The following is a 16,550-nucleotide window of genomic DNA, read 5'->3' as shown; positions in this document are numbered from 1 at the left end:
TGCTCGCGCGTGCTCAAGACCGTCCTGTTCCAATTGCACTGGCTGCTCGGCATCACGGCCGGGCTGGTGCTGTCGGTGATGGGGCTGACCGGCGCGTTGATGTCCTTCGAAAACGAGATCGTGCGGTTGGCCAATCCGGCCATCGCGCAGCTGGCACAGCGGCATGCCGCAGGCGAGCGGCCATTGCCGGTGGATGTGCTGCTGCGCCGGCTGGACCTGGATCAGCAACAGGCGGTCACCCGTATGCTGATCGATCCGACTGGTAAGCGTCCGTCCAATGCACGCCTGGCCGGCAAGGACGGAGGCCGGGTGTATTTCGATCCGTATACCGGCGACCAAGTCGCCGCTCCGCGGCTGAGCGGCGCGTTTGCCTTTATCGAAGACCTGCATCGCCATCTGACCGCCGGCAAGCGTGGCCAGGCGGTGACCGGTGCGAGCACCCTGATCCTGCTGTTTTTCTGCGCTTCCGGCCTGTATCTGCGTTGGCCGCGACGCTGGTGGAGTCTGCGCACCTGGTGGGCAGTGGAATGGCGGCGGCAGGGGCGCAGTTTTCTGTGGAGCCTGCACGCGGTGTTCGGCACCTGGTGTCTGCTGGTGTACCTGCTGGTGGCGCTGACCGGGCTGACCTGGTCCTACAACTGGTACCGCGACGGCATGGTGGCCTTGCTCGGCACCGAGCCGGCGATGCGTGGCGGCGGGCGCGATCACCGCCCGGCCACGGTGGATTTTGCAGCCGTGCAACGCACCCTGGATGCCATCCCGGCCACACACAGCGCGGCACTGGACCTGCGTATCCCGCCGCGTGCGGGGCAACCGCTGAGCGTGCGGTTCCTGCCCGACCATCCCGATCACGATCGCGCCTACGACAATCTGGAGATCGAGCCGGGCAGCGGTGCGTTGCTGCGTCGCCAGGACTATGCACTGCTGCCGCGCGGGCAGCAGTTGCTGGTGAGCATGTTTCCGCTGCATTCGGGCAGCTTCTTCGGGCTGCCGGGCCGCATCGTGGTGATGCTGGCCAGTGTCGGCATGTCGGTGTTCTTCGTGACCGGCTGGATGTTGTACCTGGATCGCCGCCGCAAGAAGCGCGCGCTGCGTGCCGCGCGCGATGTCCTGCACGGTGCCCCAGCGGCCTCGCAGGCCGAGCCGTGGTTGATCGGGTTCGCCAGCCAGAGCGGGTTTGCCGAACGGCTGGCCTGGCAGGCGGCCGGGCATCTGCAGGCGGCCGGTCTGCCGGTGCAGGTGCGCTCGCTGGCACAGCTCACCGCGCAGCATCTGCAGGGCACCCGGCATGCCTTGTTCGTGGTCAGCACCTTCGGCGATGGCGAGCCGCCCGATACCGCCCGCAGCTTCGAGCGCGAACTGTTGCGTCAGCGCATGACGCTGCCACAGCTGACCTATGCCCTGCTCGCCCTGGGCGACCGCCAGTACGCGCAGTTCTGCGGGTTTTCCCGACGCATCGAGCAGTGGCTGCAGGCGCAGGGCGCGCAGCCGTTGTTTCCGGCAGTGGAGATGGACAACACCGATCCGCAGGCCCTGGCGCAATGGCATGCGCAACTGGCGCAGATTGCCGGTGCGCCGGTGGCCGCCGTGCCGCTGGCCCGCCCGACGCTGCTGCACTGGACGTTGGCGGCGCGCACGCATCTCAACCCGGGCAGCGAGGGAGCACCGATCTGGCAGATCGATCTGCTGCCACCGCCCGGCACGCACTGGCAGGCCGGCGACATCCTCGAAGTGCAGCCGGCGCACGCCTACACGCACGTGCGCGCGTGTCTGGCCGCCTGGGGCCTGCCGCCCGACGCGCTGGTGCATGTCGATGCGCAGTTGCTGCCGCTGCAGCAGGCCGTCGCCGAGCGCGTGCTACCGGAGCCGCCCACGCGCCCGCCCACGCCGCATCCGGATCCGCAGACCTGGCTGGACGCCTGCGCCTGGCTGCCGACCCGCGATTACTCGCTGGCCAGCGTGCCGGCCGATGGCGTTGCGACCGCGGTGGTGCGCCTGACCACAGGCGCCGACGGCAGCCCCGGCCTCGGTTCGGGCTGGCTGATCTGCCACGCACCCATCGGTGGGCAGATACGCGCGCGGTTGCGCACCAATCCCGGATTCCATCGCATCGAACAGGCGCCGATGGTGTTGATCGGCAACGGCACCGGTATCGCCGGTTTGCGCAGTCTGCTACGCGAGGCCGAGCTGGCCGGCGTGCACGGACATTGGCTGCTGTTCGGCGAACGGCAGGCCGCGCACGATGGTCTGTTTGCCGACGAACTCCAGGCCTGGCACGCGCGTGGCCATCTGCAGCAGCTGGACCGGGTGTTCTCGCGCGACCAGGCGCACAAGCGCTACGTGCAGCATCACTTGCGCGAGACCGGCGACACCTTGCGCCACTGGATCGATCGCGGTGCGGTGATCCATGTCTGTGGCAGCCTGGACAGCATGGCGCGTGAGGTCGATGCCACGCTGCGCGAATTGCTGGGCGAGACGCGGCTGGAGTCGCTGACCGCAGCGGGACGTTATCGGCGCGATGTGTATTGAGCGCGGTCATGGCCACTACATCGCTGGGTTGGAGCGGCTAGTAAAACGTGGCGTGCGGTCGTCAAGCGGATGCGAACGGTTTGGGAAAATCCCGGTGAACGACGGAGACATGCTGCGTCCTAGCAAGCATCGACCGCGCCCTCCTTGCAGCGTGTACGGTGGTTCTGTTAGCTGCAACCATGGCGTCTAAGCGCGGTCCGATGCTTGAATCAAAAGCCCGGTTGGTCGAGGACGCGATGCCCTCACCACGTCCGGGACACGCCGTGAATCCGTCCATGGAGGCTCCGTGGCGGCATCCATGCCGCCAAGGGTCCCGGAACCGGTAAGGACATCACGCCTGCCAAGATGGTCGTGCGCTGATGGAACTGCAAAAAGCGAGATGACTCAAGCGAGACGACTTAACGCAGCGGCCTGGCTGCTTGTATGCATGTGTGGATGACTATTAGCGATAGGGGGCAAACCCAATCTACTTGCTGCCCGCCTTCGGCGGAAAGATCAGGAAATCAGACTACGTCGGCCAGATCAAAAGGAGCACGTAACCACCGCTGCGTCTGACCCACCGGCCGCCGCTCCTGCTGCTGACCATGCACACCGACCATCCCGACAGGTCCTTGCCCGCTCACCGTCGCGGGACCTTACGCGGCATGGATGCCGCGTAAGAGCCTACAAGGACGTACTTGCGGCGTGTCCTGCGATGGTGGGCGGGCAAGGGCCCTGCGACCAAGCCTCAGATCAGAAGCCCTACAGCCGAGCCTTAGTACAGCCAAACCGCAAACCAGCGCTCTGCAGCGTGACCCAGATCATCCGCTCTGCAACAGCTTGGCGTGAAGTCGTATCCCCAGCAGCCCCTTGGCAAGGGTCTGCGCATCCACCCATCCTCAACGGCAGCTCGTATCTCCATCCACCGCCGGCGCCTTCATCCGATAGATGTCCAACTGCCCCGCACGCGGTGCGCGCGCACTGCCGGTCACCAGCAACTCGCCTGGCTTGGCCGCATCCACCACCGCACCGAAGGTGCGTTCCTGCGGCCCGTTGAACGACAGCGGCACTGCCTGGCCCACGGTGTAATGGCCGTTGTTGCAGGTCGCCAGCAATAACTGGCTGGGACCATCCTGCCGGCCGCGTGCCCATACCAGCCCCCGTCCATCGCCAAGCCAGGCCGCATCCAGCTCGTCGTCGGCGCTGTCGATATCGCTCAACGCCACCGGCGCGATGAACGCCTGCCCATCCCAGCGCGCCACGAACATGTCCATGCCGCCGGCGCCACCGTGGCCGTTGCTGGCGAACAACAGGCGGGTGCCGTCCAGCGACAGTGTCGGGGAGCGCTCGTCGCCGCGGCTGTTGATCGCCGCACCCAGGGATTCCACCGCACCGATCCGGCCCTGCGCATCCACCGGCGCGCGATACAGGTCGGCGCCGCCGGCACCGCCAGGGCGGCTGGAGGCGAACAGCAGCCAGCGGCCATCGGCACTGAACAGCGGGGAGGTCTCGTCCTGCGCCGTGTTGATCGGCAGCACTTCTGCGTCCTGCCAGCGCCCGCCGTTCAACCGGGCCTGCCACAGATCCCAGCCCCCGCTGCCGCCGGCGCGGTCGCTGGCCCAGACGATGCGTTGCCCGTCCGGACTCAGCGTGGCGCGCGCTTCGTTGGCCGGCGTGGAGACCACGCCCATGCCTTCGATGCCAAATTCGGCAAGCCCCGACGCGACCGGGACGCAGAGTAAACTTGCCGCCAGCGCGAGCAGTGTCCATCGAAGTTGCATGCGGGGTTCCTGCCTCAAGTCGCGCACAGTCTAGTCAACCAGAGAGCGTTTCATGCCCGTATCCCGTTATGCCGTGTTCGGTCACCCCGTCGCCCATTCGCTGTCGCCGGCCATCCATGCCGACTTCGGGAAGCAGACCGGCATCGCGCTGGACTACACCGCCATCGACGCACCGCCAGAAGAGTTCGCTGCCGCGCTGGAGCGCTTCGCCGACGAAGGCGGCAAGGGCGCAAACGTCACCCTGCCGCTGAAGGAGGCCGCCTGTGCGTTGTCGGCCAGCCTGAGCGATCGCGCGCGTCTGGCCGGTGCGGTCAACACACTGGTGCGCAACGACGGCCAGTGGCAGGGCGACAACACCGATGGCGCCGGTCTGGTACGTGACCTCACCGACCGCCACGGGCTGGATCTGCGCGGTCGCCGTGTGCTGCTGCTCGGCGCCGGTGGTGCCGCGCGCGGCGTGGCGCCGGCGCTACTGGAAGCGGGCATCACCGAAATGGTGGTGGTGAACCGCTCGCCCGAGCGTGCCGATGCCTTGTGCGATGCGCTCGGCGAGCCGGGGCGGGTGGTCTCGCGCTACATCGAAGACCTGCGCGATCTGGGCGACTTCGAACTGATCGTCAATGCCACCGCGGCTGGGCGCGATCGCGACGCCGGTGCGTTCGCCATGCCGCTGGGCCTGGTCAACAGCCTCACCGCGGCGGTCGATCTCAATTATGGCCCCACCGCCATCGCCTTCCTGGCCTGGGCACGCGCGGCGCAATGCCGCTACGCCGTCGATGGCCTGGGCATGCTGGTGGAGCAGGCCGCCGAGAGCTTCGCGCTGTGGCACGGAGTGCGCCCGGACACCGACCCGGTCTACGCCGCGCTGCGCGCGCGCGAGGCCGTTCTGGTCAGTGCCGACTGAGGTGGGCAGCGTCACCGCCACCGATATCCTGCTGACCCTGGTCACCAGCCTGCTGTCGCGCGTGCCGATGCTGATCGCGTTGCTGCTCGGGCTGGTTCTGCTGTGGCGTGCCTCGCAAAGCCCGTTGCGGCGTGCCGGGCTGGCCGCGCTCTGGCTGCTGCTGGGCTGCTTGTTTGCCGAGGTTGCCTTCCAGGCGATTCCGATGCTGTTGCTGCAGCAAGGCAATGTGCGTCAGATCAGCATGGTGACCAGCATCGCCCACTTCGTGCTGATGGCGATGCAAGGCGTGGGCATCGGCGTGCTGGTGTGGACGCTGGCAGGCAGCCTGCAACGCGTGCCGCCCGCCGCCGGCCCGCGCCCATGATTCCGCTCAAAGCCATCGCGCTGGTGGTGGTCGGGCTGGTCAGTGCCGGGCAGGGCGGGTGGACGCTGCTGCATCCGCAGGCGCTGGCTGCGGTCAATCGCGGCGGCCTGCTGTATGAGCGCTTCGGGCCCACTGGCGTGGGTGCCGGCATGTTGCTGATGGGCGTCGCAATGGTGGTCATCGGGCTGGTCTGGGCACGCCATGCATGGCCGCCGCGGACGCAAGGCCGCTGACAACGTGGAGCGACGCTGCCTGCTCGTTGCAGGCAGCGCAGGGTGATTGGGGCGGCATCCGTTGCGCGCCCCTTCGGGTCAGAACTTGCGGGCAGTGCCCGCCAGCGATGATCGGATCCGACGCATGCAGTGGCCGTGCAGCGTGCGTACCCGGGACCAAGATGGCGGTGGCGCCGCCCCGCGCCAGCAAACACGTTCAGCCGAGTGCCACGCCGGTCGCAGGCGCTGCGCCGGTCCGTGCGAAAATAGCGCGATGAATGAAGTCGCCCCACCGGCCGCGCCGTCGGCGCCGGTTCCCACCCAGCGCGTTCTGACCGATCCGATCAAGGCCGGCATCCGCGAGGCCTACGCCAAGCTGCAGGCCAACACGCCCGGCTTTGCCACACGGCGGGCGCAGAGCCAGATGATCGGCCTGGTCTCACGCGCGCTGGCCACCTCCGGCGGCATCGGCATTGCCGAGGCCCCCACCGGGGTCGGCAAGAGCCTGGGCTATCTCACCGCCGGCGTGCCGATCGCCCTGGCCACCAAGAAGAAGCTGGTGATCAGCACCGGCACCGTGGCGCTGCAGTCGCAGTTGGTGGAGCGCGATATTCCGGCTTTCCTCAAGGCCACCGGGCTGGAAGCCACGGTCGCACTGGCCAAGGGCCGCACCCGCTACCTGTGCACGCGCAACGCCGCCGAGCTGCAGGGCGAGACCAGCCAGGAAGGGATGTTCGACGACGAACAGGTGCTCTACGACCGCCCGCTCAGCCCGGCCGACGCGGATCTGGCCAAGCGCCTGGCCACGGCCTACGCCGAGCGCAGCTGGAACGGCGATCTGGACGATGCGCCCGAGCAGGTCTCGGTGCCGCTGCGCCTGCGCATCACCACGCCGGCCTCCGGCTGTGCCGGCCGCCGCTGCAGCTACGCCGCGCAATGCCCGGTGCTGAAGGCGCGCACCGACGTGCGCGAAGCGCAGATCGTGGTCACCAACCATGCATTGCTGCTGTCGTCGCTGTCGCTAGGCGATGCCGAAAATGGTCAGCCCTTGATCGCCCCGCCCGCCGACATGCTGCTGGTGCTCGACGAAGGCCATCACATCGCCGGCGTGGCGATCGACCAGGGCGCCGCCAGCCTGCCATTGGACGAGATGGCCAAGCGCACCGGCCGGTTGCAGATCCTCATCGCTGCCGCCTACCGCGCGGTGGACAAGGACAAGATCGGCAACCTGTTGCCCAACGAGGCCATCGAGGTGGCCGCGCGCGTGTCCAAGCTGCTCAAGGCTTTCCACGCCGAGGTCGAACGCGTGTGGAAGCCCGAGCCCGGCGAGCGCGATCCCTTGTGGCGTGCGGCTAACGGCAAGCTGCCGCCGCAATGGGGCCCGGCCATCGAAGAACTCGGCGAAGAAACCCGCGCGTTGTTCAACTGGGTGCATGCCGCGCACAGCGCGATCGCCAAGGGCAAGCAGGACGACTCGGCGCGCGAACGCCTGCAGCGCAGCCTCGGCCTGGCCCTGGAGATGGCCGAACAGCAACACAATCTGTGGAGCGGCTGGCGGCGCGAAGACAAGGAAGGCCAGCCGCCGATGGCGCGCTGGATCACCCTCTCGCGCGACGGCGATCTGATCTGCCATTGCTCGCCGGTGTCGGCCGCGCAGGTGCTGCGCACGATGATCTGGAACGAAGTGGATTCGGTGGTGATGACCTCGGCCACACTCACCGGCGGCGGCGATTTCCAAGCGTTCGCGATCGACAACGGCCTGCCCGATCACGCCGAAATGGCCTCGCTGGCCTCACCGTTCGACCTGCCCAATCAGGCAGAATTGATCGTGCCCAATTTCCCGGTCACCCCAGACGATCGCGAAGGCCACCCGAAGGAAGTTGCGCGTTACCTGGTGCGCGAACTCGACTGGACCGCCAAGGGCAGCATCGTGCTGTTCACCTCGCGCTGGAAGATGGAAAAGGTCGCCGACCTGATGCCGCTGGCGCAACGCAACCGCGTGCTGGTGCAGGGCGAGGGCAACAAGTCGCAACTGATCACCGAACACCTACGCCGTATCGCTGCCGGCGAAGGCTCGGTGCTGTTTGGCCTGAATTCCTTCGGCGAAGGCCTGGATCTGCCCGGCGACGCCTGCACCACGGTGGTCATCACCCAGGTGCCGTTCGCGGTGCCGACCGACCCGCAGACCTCGACCCTGAGCGAATGGCTGGAAAGTCGCGGCCATAACGCCTTCAACCTGATCGCCATCCCGCACGCGCTGCGCACGCTCACGCAGTTCGCGGGCCGCTTGATCCGCAGTTCCAGCGACCACGGCCGCGTGATCATCCTCGACTCGCGCCTGCTGACACGTCGCTACGGCAAACGCATCATCGACGCGTTGCCGCCGTTCAAGCGGGTGATCGGGCGCTGATATTGGCATTGCGCGTGCCGTGCAGCGACAAAGCGCGCAACGGGTGAATAAGTCACCCGTTGCGCGCGTATCAACACTACACTGCTGCTGCACCACACCTGCCCGCCCAACTTACTGGCCCGCCAAGGGGAGCCATGAGCACTCGTTTTTATGCCTTGGCACTGTTCCCGATGCTCTTGGCGCATGCAGGCAGTGGCATGACCACGGTGCCGGATCGCTTTGTTGGTCAGTGGGCTGGGAGGGCCGAGTCTTGCGGGTCGGACGCAGACGATTTGATGCTGCGCATTGCGCCTGGGCATATCACCTACTGGGAGAGTGACGGCCCAATCAAGGCGGTTGTGGTTCGGGGAGATGCGGAGATTGCGTTGATCGTCGAGCTCTCGGGTGAGGGCGAGACGTGGCTGTCAACTGCACAGTTCACGCTGTCCCCAGACGGGATGCAGTTAGCGGACACGGTGACCATGCCAGGGAAGACATTGGTTCGTTACAAGTGCCCAGATGCCGTGCGCACGCCGCCTGAGCGTGTGTCGGAGCCACGTCTGCTTCGTGAGCCGGCTAAAGTGAGGCATTGAATAACACTTCAAGCGCCAGCGTTGCATTGCAGCATCGGTGCATCGCATTCGGCAGTTTCGTCATGCATTGCAGACATCGATAACGCAGCGCCGCCCAGGAAAGCGCTGTTATCTGCAACACGATGCCACATCGAAAGCGATGCTTATCACGCAACGCAGTCATCATCATGTTCGCCTATCGCAGCGATCATAACTAACGACTTCTCACGCTTCGGTCCGCTGGCCATGATTCAGCTCCCTCAAACGAGCTGACGCCATGCGCCCTGGATCCCTCATGGTGCTAGCCCTGCTAGCCCCGACGCTGATCGCACCGCCGGTCTTCGCCCAATCCGTCCTGACCCGCGACAACGGCGCCAAGGTCGGTGACAACCAGAATTCGCAGACCGCCGGAGCCAATGGCCCGACCCTGCTGCAGGATGTGCAGCTGATCCAGAAGCTGCAGCGTTTCGATCGCGAGCGCATCCCCGAGCGCGTGGTGCATGCACGCGGCACCGGCGTCAAAGGCGAGTTCACCGCCACCGCCGACCTGTCCAGCCTGACCAAGGCCAAGGTATTCAGCGCCGGCGAAAAGACCCCGGTCTTCGTGCGCTTTTCCTCGGTGGTGCACGGCAACCACTCGCCGGAAACCTTGCGCGACCCGCATGGCTTCGCCACCAAGTTCTACACCAGCGAAGGCAACTGGGATCTGGTCGGCAACAACTTCCCGACCTTCTTCATCCGCGATGCGATCAAGTTCCCCGACATGGTCCACGCGTTCAAGCCGGACCCGCGCACTAATCTGGACGACGATTCGCGCCGTTTCGATTTCTTCTCGCACGTGCCCGAGGCTACACGCACGCTGACCCTGCTGTACTCCAACGAAGGCACCCCCGCCGGCTATCGCTTCATGGATGGCAACGGCGTGCATGCCTACAAGCTGGTCAATGCGCAGGGCGAAGTGCATTACGTCAAGTTCCACTGGAAGACGCTGCAGGGCATCAAGAACCTCGACCCCAAGCAGGTCGCTGCCGTCCAGGCCAAGGACTACAGCCACCTGACCAACGATCTGGTCGGTGCGATCAAGAAGGGCGACTTCCCGAAGTGGGACCTGTACGTACAGGTGCTCAAGCCGGAGGACCTGGCCAAGTTCGATTTCGATCCGCTGGACGCCACCAAGATCTGGCCCGACGTGCCGGAGCAGAAGGTCGGCCAGATGGTGTTGAACAAGAACGTCGACAACTTCTTCCAGGAAACCGAGCAGGTCGCGATGGCGCCGGCCAACCTGGTGCCGGGCATCGAGCCGTCGGAAGACCGTCTGCTGCAGGGGCGCATCTTCTCCTACGCCGACACCCAGCTGTATCGCATCGGTGCCAATGGCCTGAACCTGCCGGTCAACCGCCCACGTGTGGCCGTCAACAACGGCAACCAGGATGGCGAAGGAAATAACGGCCACACCACCAGCGGCGTGAACTACGAGCCGAGCCGGCTGGAGCCGCGGCCGCAGGACACCGCTGCGCGTTACAGCGCGTTGCCGCTGTCGGGCACCACCCAGCAGGCCAAGATCACCCGCGAGCAGAACTTCAAGCAGGCCGGTGAGTTGTATCGGTCCTACAGCAAGAAGGATCGCGCCGATCTGGTGCAGAGTTTCGGCGAGTCGCTGGCCACCACCGACACCGAGAGCAAGCATCTCCTGTTGTCGTTCCTGTACAAAGCCGACCCCGAGTACGGCACTGGCGTGACGCGTGTCGCCAAGGGCGACTTGGCCCGGGTCAAGCAGCTGGCCTCCAGCCTGCAGGACTGACCCACCCACGGCATCGCGGCCTGTGCCGCGGTGCCGTTTTCGCTATCGGGAGAGCCATATGCGCACCCTGCTGTTTCTGATGCTTGGCACCCTGTCTGCAGCTGCCAATGCTGCCTCACCCGCGCCGATGTCCGCCAGCGCCACCGCTGCCGCCGCCGACCCGGCGCAGATCAAGCTGCAGTTGCGCGAGTACTTCTTCGACGCGGCACGCGAAGGGCGGCAGGACATGCTGGCCGAGTTCATCCGCTCGCACTACGACCTCAATACCCGTGACGAGAAGGGCTACACGGCCCTGATCCTGGCGGCCTATCACGGCCAGCGCCCGGCAGTGGAGCAGTTGCTCAGCGCCGGTGCCGACCCCTGCGCGCAGGACAAGCGCGGCAACACTGCGCTGATGGGCGCGATCTTCAAGGGCGAGCTGGGTATCGCCAAGCGGCTGATGCAGGCCGACTGCGCGCCGGACCAGCGCAACAATGCCGGTCAGACCGCCGCGATGTACGCAGCGCTGTTCCAGCGCACCGACGTGCTCAAGGATCTGGCCGCCAAGGGCGCAGACCTCAGCCTCAAGGATGGGCAGGGCAACGATGTGACCAAGCTGCAGCGCGGCGAGTTTGCGACGACCCCGGCGCGCTGAGCGCGCCTGTCATGCGTGGCGGGGCAGGTATGCGTGACGCCAGGCGTCAGCAGGCTCGCACCGGCGCCATGCGGCCGATACCGGCGTGAGCCGACGGCGATGCGTGCTGCAGCGTGCCGTACCACGATGCACCTGATGCACAGGCCAATCGCCTGCAGCCCGCATCCTGGCGGATTGCACGCATAGCGCTCGGCCGTCTTCGAAGCGCTGTAGGTGGTTGCGACGGCAGCTCCATCCCGGTGGCCGTCGGATGAGTCGCTGATCGGTATCGCCCGAGTCCTGCACCTCGATACCCGGAGCCTCGACGGCCTCGCCTGCAGCACTCCACCGCGCGTACCGGCGACACCCGCTCAGTTATGACCACCGACGTGGTTCGGGAGGTAGCCGTTGCGTACCGAGCGCACCGCATGCTCGCTCTTAGATCGGCTGGCCGCGCGGTGACTTACTCAATCTGCCTTCATCACCTGCCGAGAGGCGCAACCACCGCCTCGGCCCGGTTCGGAGGTCAACCACTGTGCACCGAGCGCAGTGAATCCTCGCTCCCGGGTCGGCCAGTGGCTCGCCGACCTGCTCGATTTGTCTCCACGACCCGCTGGAAAACGCAGCCACCGCCTCCGCCGGTTTTCCGCCGCAGGCGCGTTGGATCTTTGGCGGCGGTGGTGATTTTTGTGCCACTGCGTCAGGAGTCCCCTGACATGGAAACCTTTGTGCGCCAAGGGTTTGACATAAGTCTGAGTGCGCGCTGACTTGCCTGAAATTTGTTCGGAAAAATCGCAAAAAACAGTTCAAGAAAGCGCTGCGAACGCCGATGCTTCCGCTATCGCACACTGGAACCCCCGGACCATGAAGCTCGATCCCTCCATCCCTTTCCTGATGTCCCTGCTGGCGATGGTGCTGTGCACCGCTACCGCCGTGGTCGCGCTGGTGTTCGGTCAGGTACACGTGCTGGCCACGTCGTGGAGCTTCTACACCGTGCTGGGTACCGCCCTGATCACCCTGGTCGCCTCGTACCATGCGCTCGGCAAGCCGCTGAGCGCCGAAGAGCGTGTGGGCTTCCGCAACCCGTAACTGCAGATCCTGTCCAGGCGCAGTGCACGACGCCAGCACTGGACGACACAAGCTCCGCTCGTCATTGACGATGCACCGCGTTCGCTCGACATGGGCGAACGCCCAGGCACTGCGCATCCTGCAGCGATGCCGCCCGTTAACGCGCGCACCTGGCGAGCGAGGGCAACGACAGCAGCGCCAGCGCGGTGTCGTTCGTCTCTTTCGGTGGCAGTGATAGCCGCGATACTGGACGCCGAGGCGCGCCGCCAGCGGGTTCCATCAACGCGCGGCACGCCGACCTTCGCCAGCCCCTACGGGTCGATCACATGGCGCAGTAAACCGGCGATCGATCAGCGGGCTCCAGCAGGACAGCCTCACAGGATGCCATGCCGCGCTGCGGCAGATTCATCGACACCCGTGTAAGCTGTTGATCCTGCTCCGCATTCCGATGGCTGCCCGCTGCGGCCACATGTCGATGACCGCTTCCACAGATCGCTACGCCGCCTCCCTGCGCCTGTCCGTCGCCCCGATGATGGATTGGACCGACCGCCATTGCCGGGTCTTCCATCGCCTGCTGGCACCCTCGGCACGTCTGTACACCGAGATGGTGCACGCCAATGCGGTGATCCATGGCGATCGCACGCGGCTGATCGGGTTCGATCCGGTCGAACACCCGCTGGCGCTGCAATTGGGCGGCAGCGAGCCGGCGCTGCTTGCGCAGGCGGCGGCGATCGCGCAGGAGTGGGGCTACGACGAGATCAACCTCAATTGCGGCTGCCCGTCTGATCGCGTGCAGGCCGGGCGCTTCGGTGCCTGCCTGATGCGCGAGCCGGACCTGGTGGCCGACTGTGTTGCCGCCATGTGTGCGGCGACCACGCTGCCGATCACGGTCAAGTGCCGCCTCGGCGTGGACGACGATGACGACTACGCCGTGTTCGCCAGCTTCGTCGATCAGGTAGTCGCAGCCGGTGCCGCCATGGTGGTGGTGCATGCCCGCAACGCGTGGCTCAAGGGCCTGTCGCCCAAGGAAAACCGCGAAGTGCCGCCGCTGCGTTACGACTGGGCGTATCGCCTCAAGCAGGAGCGCCCCGCGCTGCCAGTGGTGCTCAATGGCGGCATCGCGGCGGTGGAGACCGCGATGGAGCATCTGCACCAGACCGACGGCGTCATGCTCGGCCGCGCCGCCTACCACGACCCCTACGTACTGCATCGCCTGGATGCAGCCCTGACGCATCGTGCGGAACAGCCGCGCGACCAATTACTGCGCGCCTTGCGGCCCTACGTCGAGTCCCAACTGGAGCAAGGCCTGGCCTTGAAACACATGACCCGACACGTGTTGGGGTTGTTCCATGGCCAGCCGGGCGGACGCGCGTTCCGGCAGGTCCTGAGCGAGGGCGCACACCGGCCAGGTGCCGGCTGGGAGCTGGTCGAGCAGGCCTTGCAGCGCACCGACACCCAGGGCTGGCGCGTTGTGGCCTGAACTGGCCTGCCGCTTGCATTACCTGAACAGGCATTTCCGCTGTCTGCTTCTGACCGGGATGCCAACTGCCGGGCACGGGTACGAGTTCCAGAAAAGTGCCGTTCCAGGCGTCCAGGGATTCATTTCACTGAACAGCGTTAACACAAAGCTAAAAAGTTCAGATGGGATTCACCCCGAAAAATCAAGAATTTGGACCATTCTCGGGCTCGACCATGCTGTCACCGGTGGCCGGTTTCACGAATTTTGAATGTTCCTGAACAACCCGCTAGGATTCATTGTGACCCAGCCCTCCTGCCGCGCTTGCTATGTCGTCCTGGTTGCCCTCGGGCTAGCCATGGCAGCGCCATTGGCGTGGGGGCAGGCATATCCGATGTCGCACGCGGGACGCGATCCATTGCCGCCTTCCGCGCGCGGTAATGGGCGCACGCTCTCGGACACCATCCGACAGGTGCAGCGGTCCACCGGTGGACAGATCCTCAGCGCCGAACGCGTGCCGTTTGACGGGGGCAATCTCAACCGCGTCAAGTACATGAAGGACGGCCGCGTGCATACCGTGTACGAGTCGGAGCAGATGCAGGCCGCGCCGCCGCGCAGCCAGGCGCCGCCGGATGCGCCACCACGCGACGATAACCACTAGACGTAGATAGTTCTGCGTTCAGTCTCATAAATTCCCCGGCCATTGGCCGACAACGTAACTAGGGAGAGTGCATGCGTATCCTTTTGGTCGAAGACGAAGCTCCGCTGCGCGAGACCCTTGCCGCGCGCCTGAAGCGTGAGGGCTTTGCTGTCGACGCTGCACAAGACGGCGAAGAAGGCCTGTACATGGGCCGTGAAGTCCCGTTCGATGTCGGCATCATCGACCTCGGCTTGCCCAAGATGTCGGGCATGGAGCTGATTAAGGCGCTGCGCGACGAAGGCAAGAAATTCCCGGTGCTGATCCTGACCGCGCGTTCGAGCTGGCAGGACAAGGTCGAGGGCCTCAAGCAGGGTGCCGACGATTACCTGGTCAAGCCGTTCCATGTCGAAGAGCTGCTGGCGCGCGTCAATGCGCTGCTGCGGCGCGCGGCGGGCTGGAGCAAGCCGACGCTGGAATGCGGCCCGGTCGCGCTGGATCTGGCCGCGCAGACGGTCAGCGTCAATGGCGCCAACGTGGATCTGACCAGCTACGAGTACAAGGTGCTCGAATACCTGATGATGCATGCCGGCGAACTGGTCTCCAAGGCCGATCTGACCGAGCACATCTACCAGCAGGATTTCGATCGCGATTCGAACGTGCTGGAAGTGTTCATCGGCCGCCTGCGCAAGAAGCTCGATCCCGATGGTGAGCTCAAGCCGATCGAGACCGTACGCGGTCGCGGCTACCGTTTCGCCATTCCGCGTACCGAAGGCTGAGTCCGCGCATCGGCAAGCAGGAAGATCAGGTGCCGGGCCGCTCCAAGTGGTATAGACGCTGGCGGCCGCGCTCGCTGCAGGCCCGCCAGCTGCTGGCCGCCAGCCTCAGTCTGGTGGCCTTCCTGGCGCTGGCGGGTTACGCGCTGGATGTGGCGTTCGCCGACACGGCCGAAAAAAATCTGCGCGAGCGGTTGAAGAACTACGCCTCTGCGTACGCCGCCAATATCGATTTCGTCCGCGACGGCTCGCTGTACATCGGCGGCCAGCCGCCGGATCCACGTTTCGATGTGCCCGGCGGCGGGCTGTACGTGGAAGTCGTGCGCCCGGACGAAAGCTGGACCTCGATGTCGGCCGAAGGCCCGAACATTCCGCACGGGCGCATGCTCGAGCCGCGCCAGGAAGAATTCATCGGCCCGCTGGAGATGACCCAGATCGACGGCAGCGTGGGCCAGTTGTACCGCTACGGCCTGGGCGTGAGTTACGTCGAGCGCGAACACGGCGGTGAGATTCCATACACCATCTACGTGATGGAAGATGCGCGCTCGATGGGCGCGCAGCTGCGCGTGTTCCGTGGCGCAGTGTGGTTCTACCTCGGCAGTGCCGGTGTGGTGCTGCTGGTGCTGCAGGCCTTCATCCTGCAGTGGAGTCTGCGTCCGCTGCGGCGGGTCATCAACGAGTTGACCAAGGTGCAGCGCGGCGAGATCCAGCGCATGAGCGAGCAGCATCCGCGCGAACTGGAGCCGCTGACCGAAAGCATCAACGCCTTCATCGAGAGCGAGCGCGACAATCTGGACCGCCAGCGCAATACGCTGGCCGATCTTGCGCACAGCCTCAAGACGCCGATCGCGGTGTTGCGCACCCAGCTCGATAGCGGCCAGTCCGAGCGCGACCTGCACGAGGAAATGGATGTGCAGTTGCGCCGCATGAACGATCTGGTGTCCTACCAGCTCGCACGCGCGGCCTCCAGTGGACACAAGCTGTTCGCCGCACCGCTGCCGATCGAGTCGACCGCCGAGGAGATCGTGCGCGGGCTGGAGAAGGTCTATTCGGTCAAGGGCGTGTTGTGCGAATTCGATATTTCGCCCGATGCGCGCTTTCATGGCGAGCCGGGCGATCTGCAGGAATTGCTGGGCAACCTGCTGGAAAACGGCTTCAAGTGGGCGCGCAGCCGCGTGCTGCTGACCGCACAGCCCGGTCCCACCACCGGCAGCCGTCGTGCCGGATTGATCCTGTCGGTGGAAGACGACGGCCCCGGCATCGCGCCGGAAGACGTAGCCAAGATCCTGCAGCGTGGCGTACGTGGCGACGAGCGCGTGCAAGGCCACGGCATCGGCATGTCGATCGTGCAGGATCTGATCAAGGCTTACCGCGGCGAGCTGCAGGTGGTGCGCTCGCAGGAACTGGGCGGCGCCCGCTTCGACGTGACCCTGCCACCGGGACTGTGACCGGCATGGGGGGGTGCGGAA

The 16,550-nt window shown here is 65.7% G+C and carries 14 protein-coding genes; 13 read left to right on the top strand and 1 reads right to left on the bottom strand.

What is annotated here, in order from left to right; genetic code table 11:
• The first annotated feature begins 9 nt into the window (after positions 1–9).
• Positions 10–2,529: a sulfite reductase flavoprotein subunit alpha gene (locus DGN21_RS18605; RefSeq protein WP_184578116.1), complete on the top strand. Its 2,520-nt coding sequence runs from the start codon at positions 10–12 to the stop codon at positions 2,527–2,529.
• Positions 2,530–3,407: 878 nt separating this feature from the next.
• On the opposite strand, the gene DGN21_RS18600 is transcribed toward DGN21_RS18605, so the two are convergent.
• The gene (locus DGN21_RS18600; protein ID WP_184578119.1) at positions 3,408–4,289 is read right to left on the bottom strand and encodes a PD40 domain-containing protein; all 882 of its coding nucleotides are present in this window, start codon (positions 4,287–4,289) and stop codon (positions 3,408–3,410) included.
• Between the two features lie 52 nt (positions 4,290–4,341).
• Here DGN21_RS18600 and aroE point away from each other — a divergent pair, with 52 nt between their 5' ends.
• The 12 genes from aroE to DGN21_RS18540 all read left to right on the top strand — a co-directional run bounded on the left by aroE (position 4,342) and on the right by DGN21_RS18540 (position 16,529).
• Positions 4,342–5,193, top strand: a complete 852-nt coding sequence (gene aroE / locus DGN21_RS18595; RefSeq protein ID WP_024939079.1) for a shikimate dehydrogenase — start codon at positions 4,342–4,344, stop codon at positions 5,191–5,193.
• Positions 5,183–5,557, top strand: a complete 375-nt coding sequence (locus DGN21_RS18590; protein ID WP_016902791.1) for a hypothetical protein — start codon at positions 5,183–5,185, stop codon at positions 5,555–5,557. Before aroE ends, DGN21_RS18590 begins: the two co-directional genes overlap by 11 nt.
• Entirely contained in the window at positions 5,554–5,790 is a 237-nt protein-coding gene (locus DGN21_RS18585) for a hypothetical protein (RefSeq protein WP_024939078.1), read from the top strand. Before DGN21_RS18590 ends, DGN21_RS18585 begins: the two co-directional genes overlap by 4 nt.
• Before the next feature lie 253 nt (positions 5,791–6,043).
• Entirely contained in the window at positions 6,044–8,179 is a 2,136-nt protein-coding gene (gene dinG, locus DGN21_RS18580) for an ATP-dependent DNA helicase DinG (protein ID WP_184578122.1), read from the top strand.
• 134 nt (positions 8,180–8,313) lie between these two features.
• Positions 8,314–8,751: a hypothetical protein gene (locus DGN21_RS18575; protein WP_024939076.1), complete on the top strand. Its 438-nt coding sequence runs from the start codon at positions 8,314–8,316 to the stop codon at positions 8,749–8,751.
• A gap of 274 nt (positions 8,752–9,025) precedes the next feature.
• Positions 9,026–10,531, top strand: coding sequence for a catalase KatB (gene katB / locus DGN21_RS18570; protein ID WP_180968604.1), 1,506 nt, complete (start codon positions 9,026–9,028; stop codon positions 10,529–10,531).
• Positions 10,532–10,589: 58 nt separating this feature from the next.
• A complete protein-coding gene (locus tag DGN21_RS18565; RefSeq protein WP_054591226.1) occupies positions 10,590–11,165 on the top strand; it encodes an ankyrin repeat domain-containing protein in 576 nt (191 codons plus the stop codon).
• A gap of 843 nt (positions 11,166–12,008) precedes the next feature.
• Positions 12,009–12,233 (top strand): hypothetical protein, encoded by a 225-nt coding sequence (locus DGN21_RS18560; protein WP_016902784.1) that lies wholly within the window; start codon positions 12,009–12,011, stop codon positions 12,231–12,233.
• A 454-nt stretch (positions 12,234–12,687) separates the two neighbouring features.
• Positions 12,688–13,692 (top strand): tRNA dihydrouridine(20/20a) synthase DusA, encoded by a 1,005-nt coding sequence (gene dusA, locus DGN21_RS18555; RefSeq protein WP_126966445.1) that lies wholly within the window; start codon positions 12,688–12,690, stop codon positions 13,690–13,692.
• A 334-nt stretch (positions 13,693–14,026) separates the two neighbouring features.
• Entirely contained in the window at positions 14,027–14,329 is a 303-nt protein-coding gene (locus DGN21_RS18550) for a hypothetical protein (RefSeq protein ID WP_054591227.1), read from the top strand.
• Between the two features lie 71 nt (positions 14,330–14,400).
• Positions 14,401–15,084, top strand: coding sequence for a response regulator transcription factor (locus DGN21_RS18545; protein WP_002808458.1), 684 nt, complete (start codon positions 14,401–14,403; stop codon positions 15,082–15,084).
• Positions 15,085–15,158: 74 nt separating this feature from the next.
• The gene (locus tag DGN21_RS18540; protein ID WP_024939071.1) at positions 15,159–16,529 is read left to right on the top strand and encodes an ATP-binding protein; all 1,371 of its coding nucleotides are present in this window, start codon (positions 15,159–15,161) and stop codon (positions 16,527–16,529) included.
• Positions 16,530–16,550: the final 21 nt, after the last annotated feature.

Origin of the sequence: Xanthomonas sp. MLO165, from assembly GCF_018831305.1 — a bacterium.
Lineage (GTDB): Bacteria > Pseudomonadota > Gammaproteobacteria > Xanthomonadales > Xanthomonadaceae > Xanthomonas > Xanthomonas arboricola.
The sequence above is the reverse complement of the archived record's forward strand: the minus strand, read 5'-3'. Positions and strand labels throughout refer to the sequence as shown.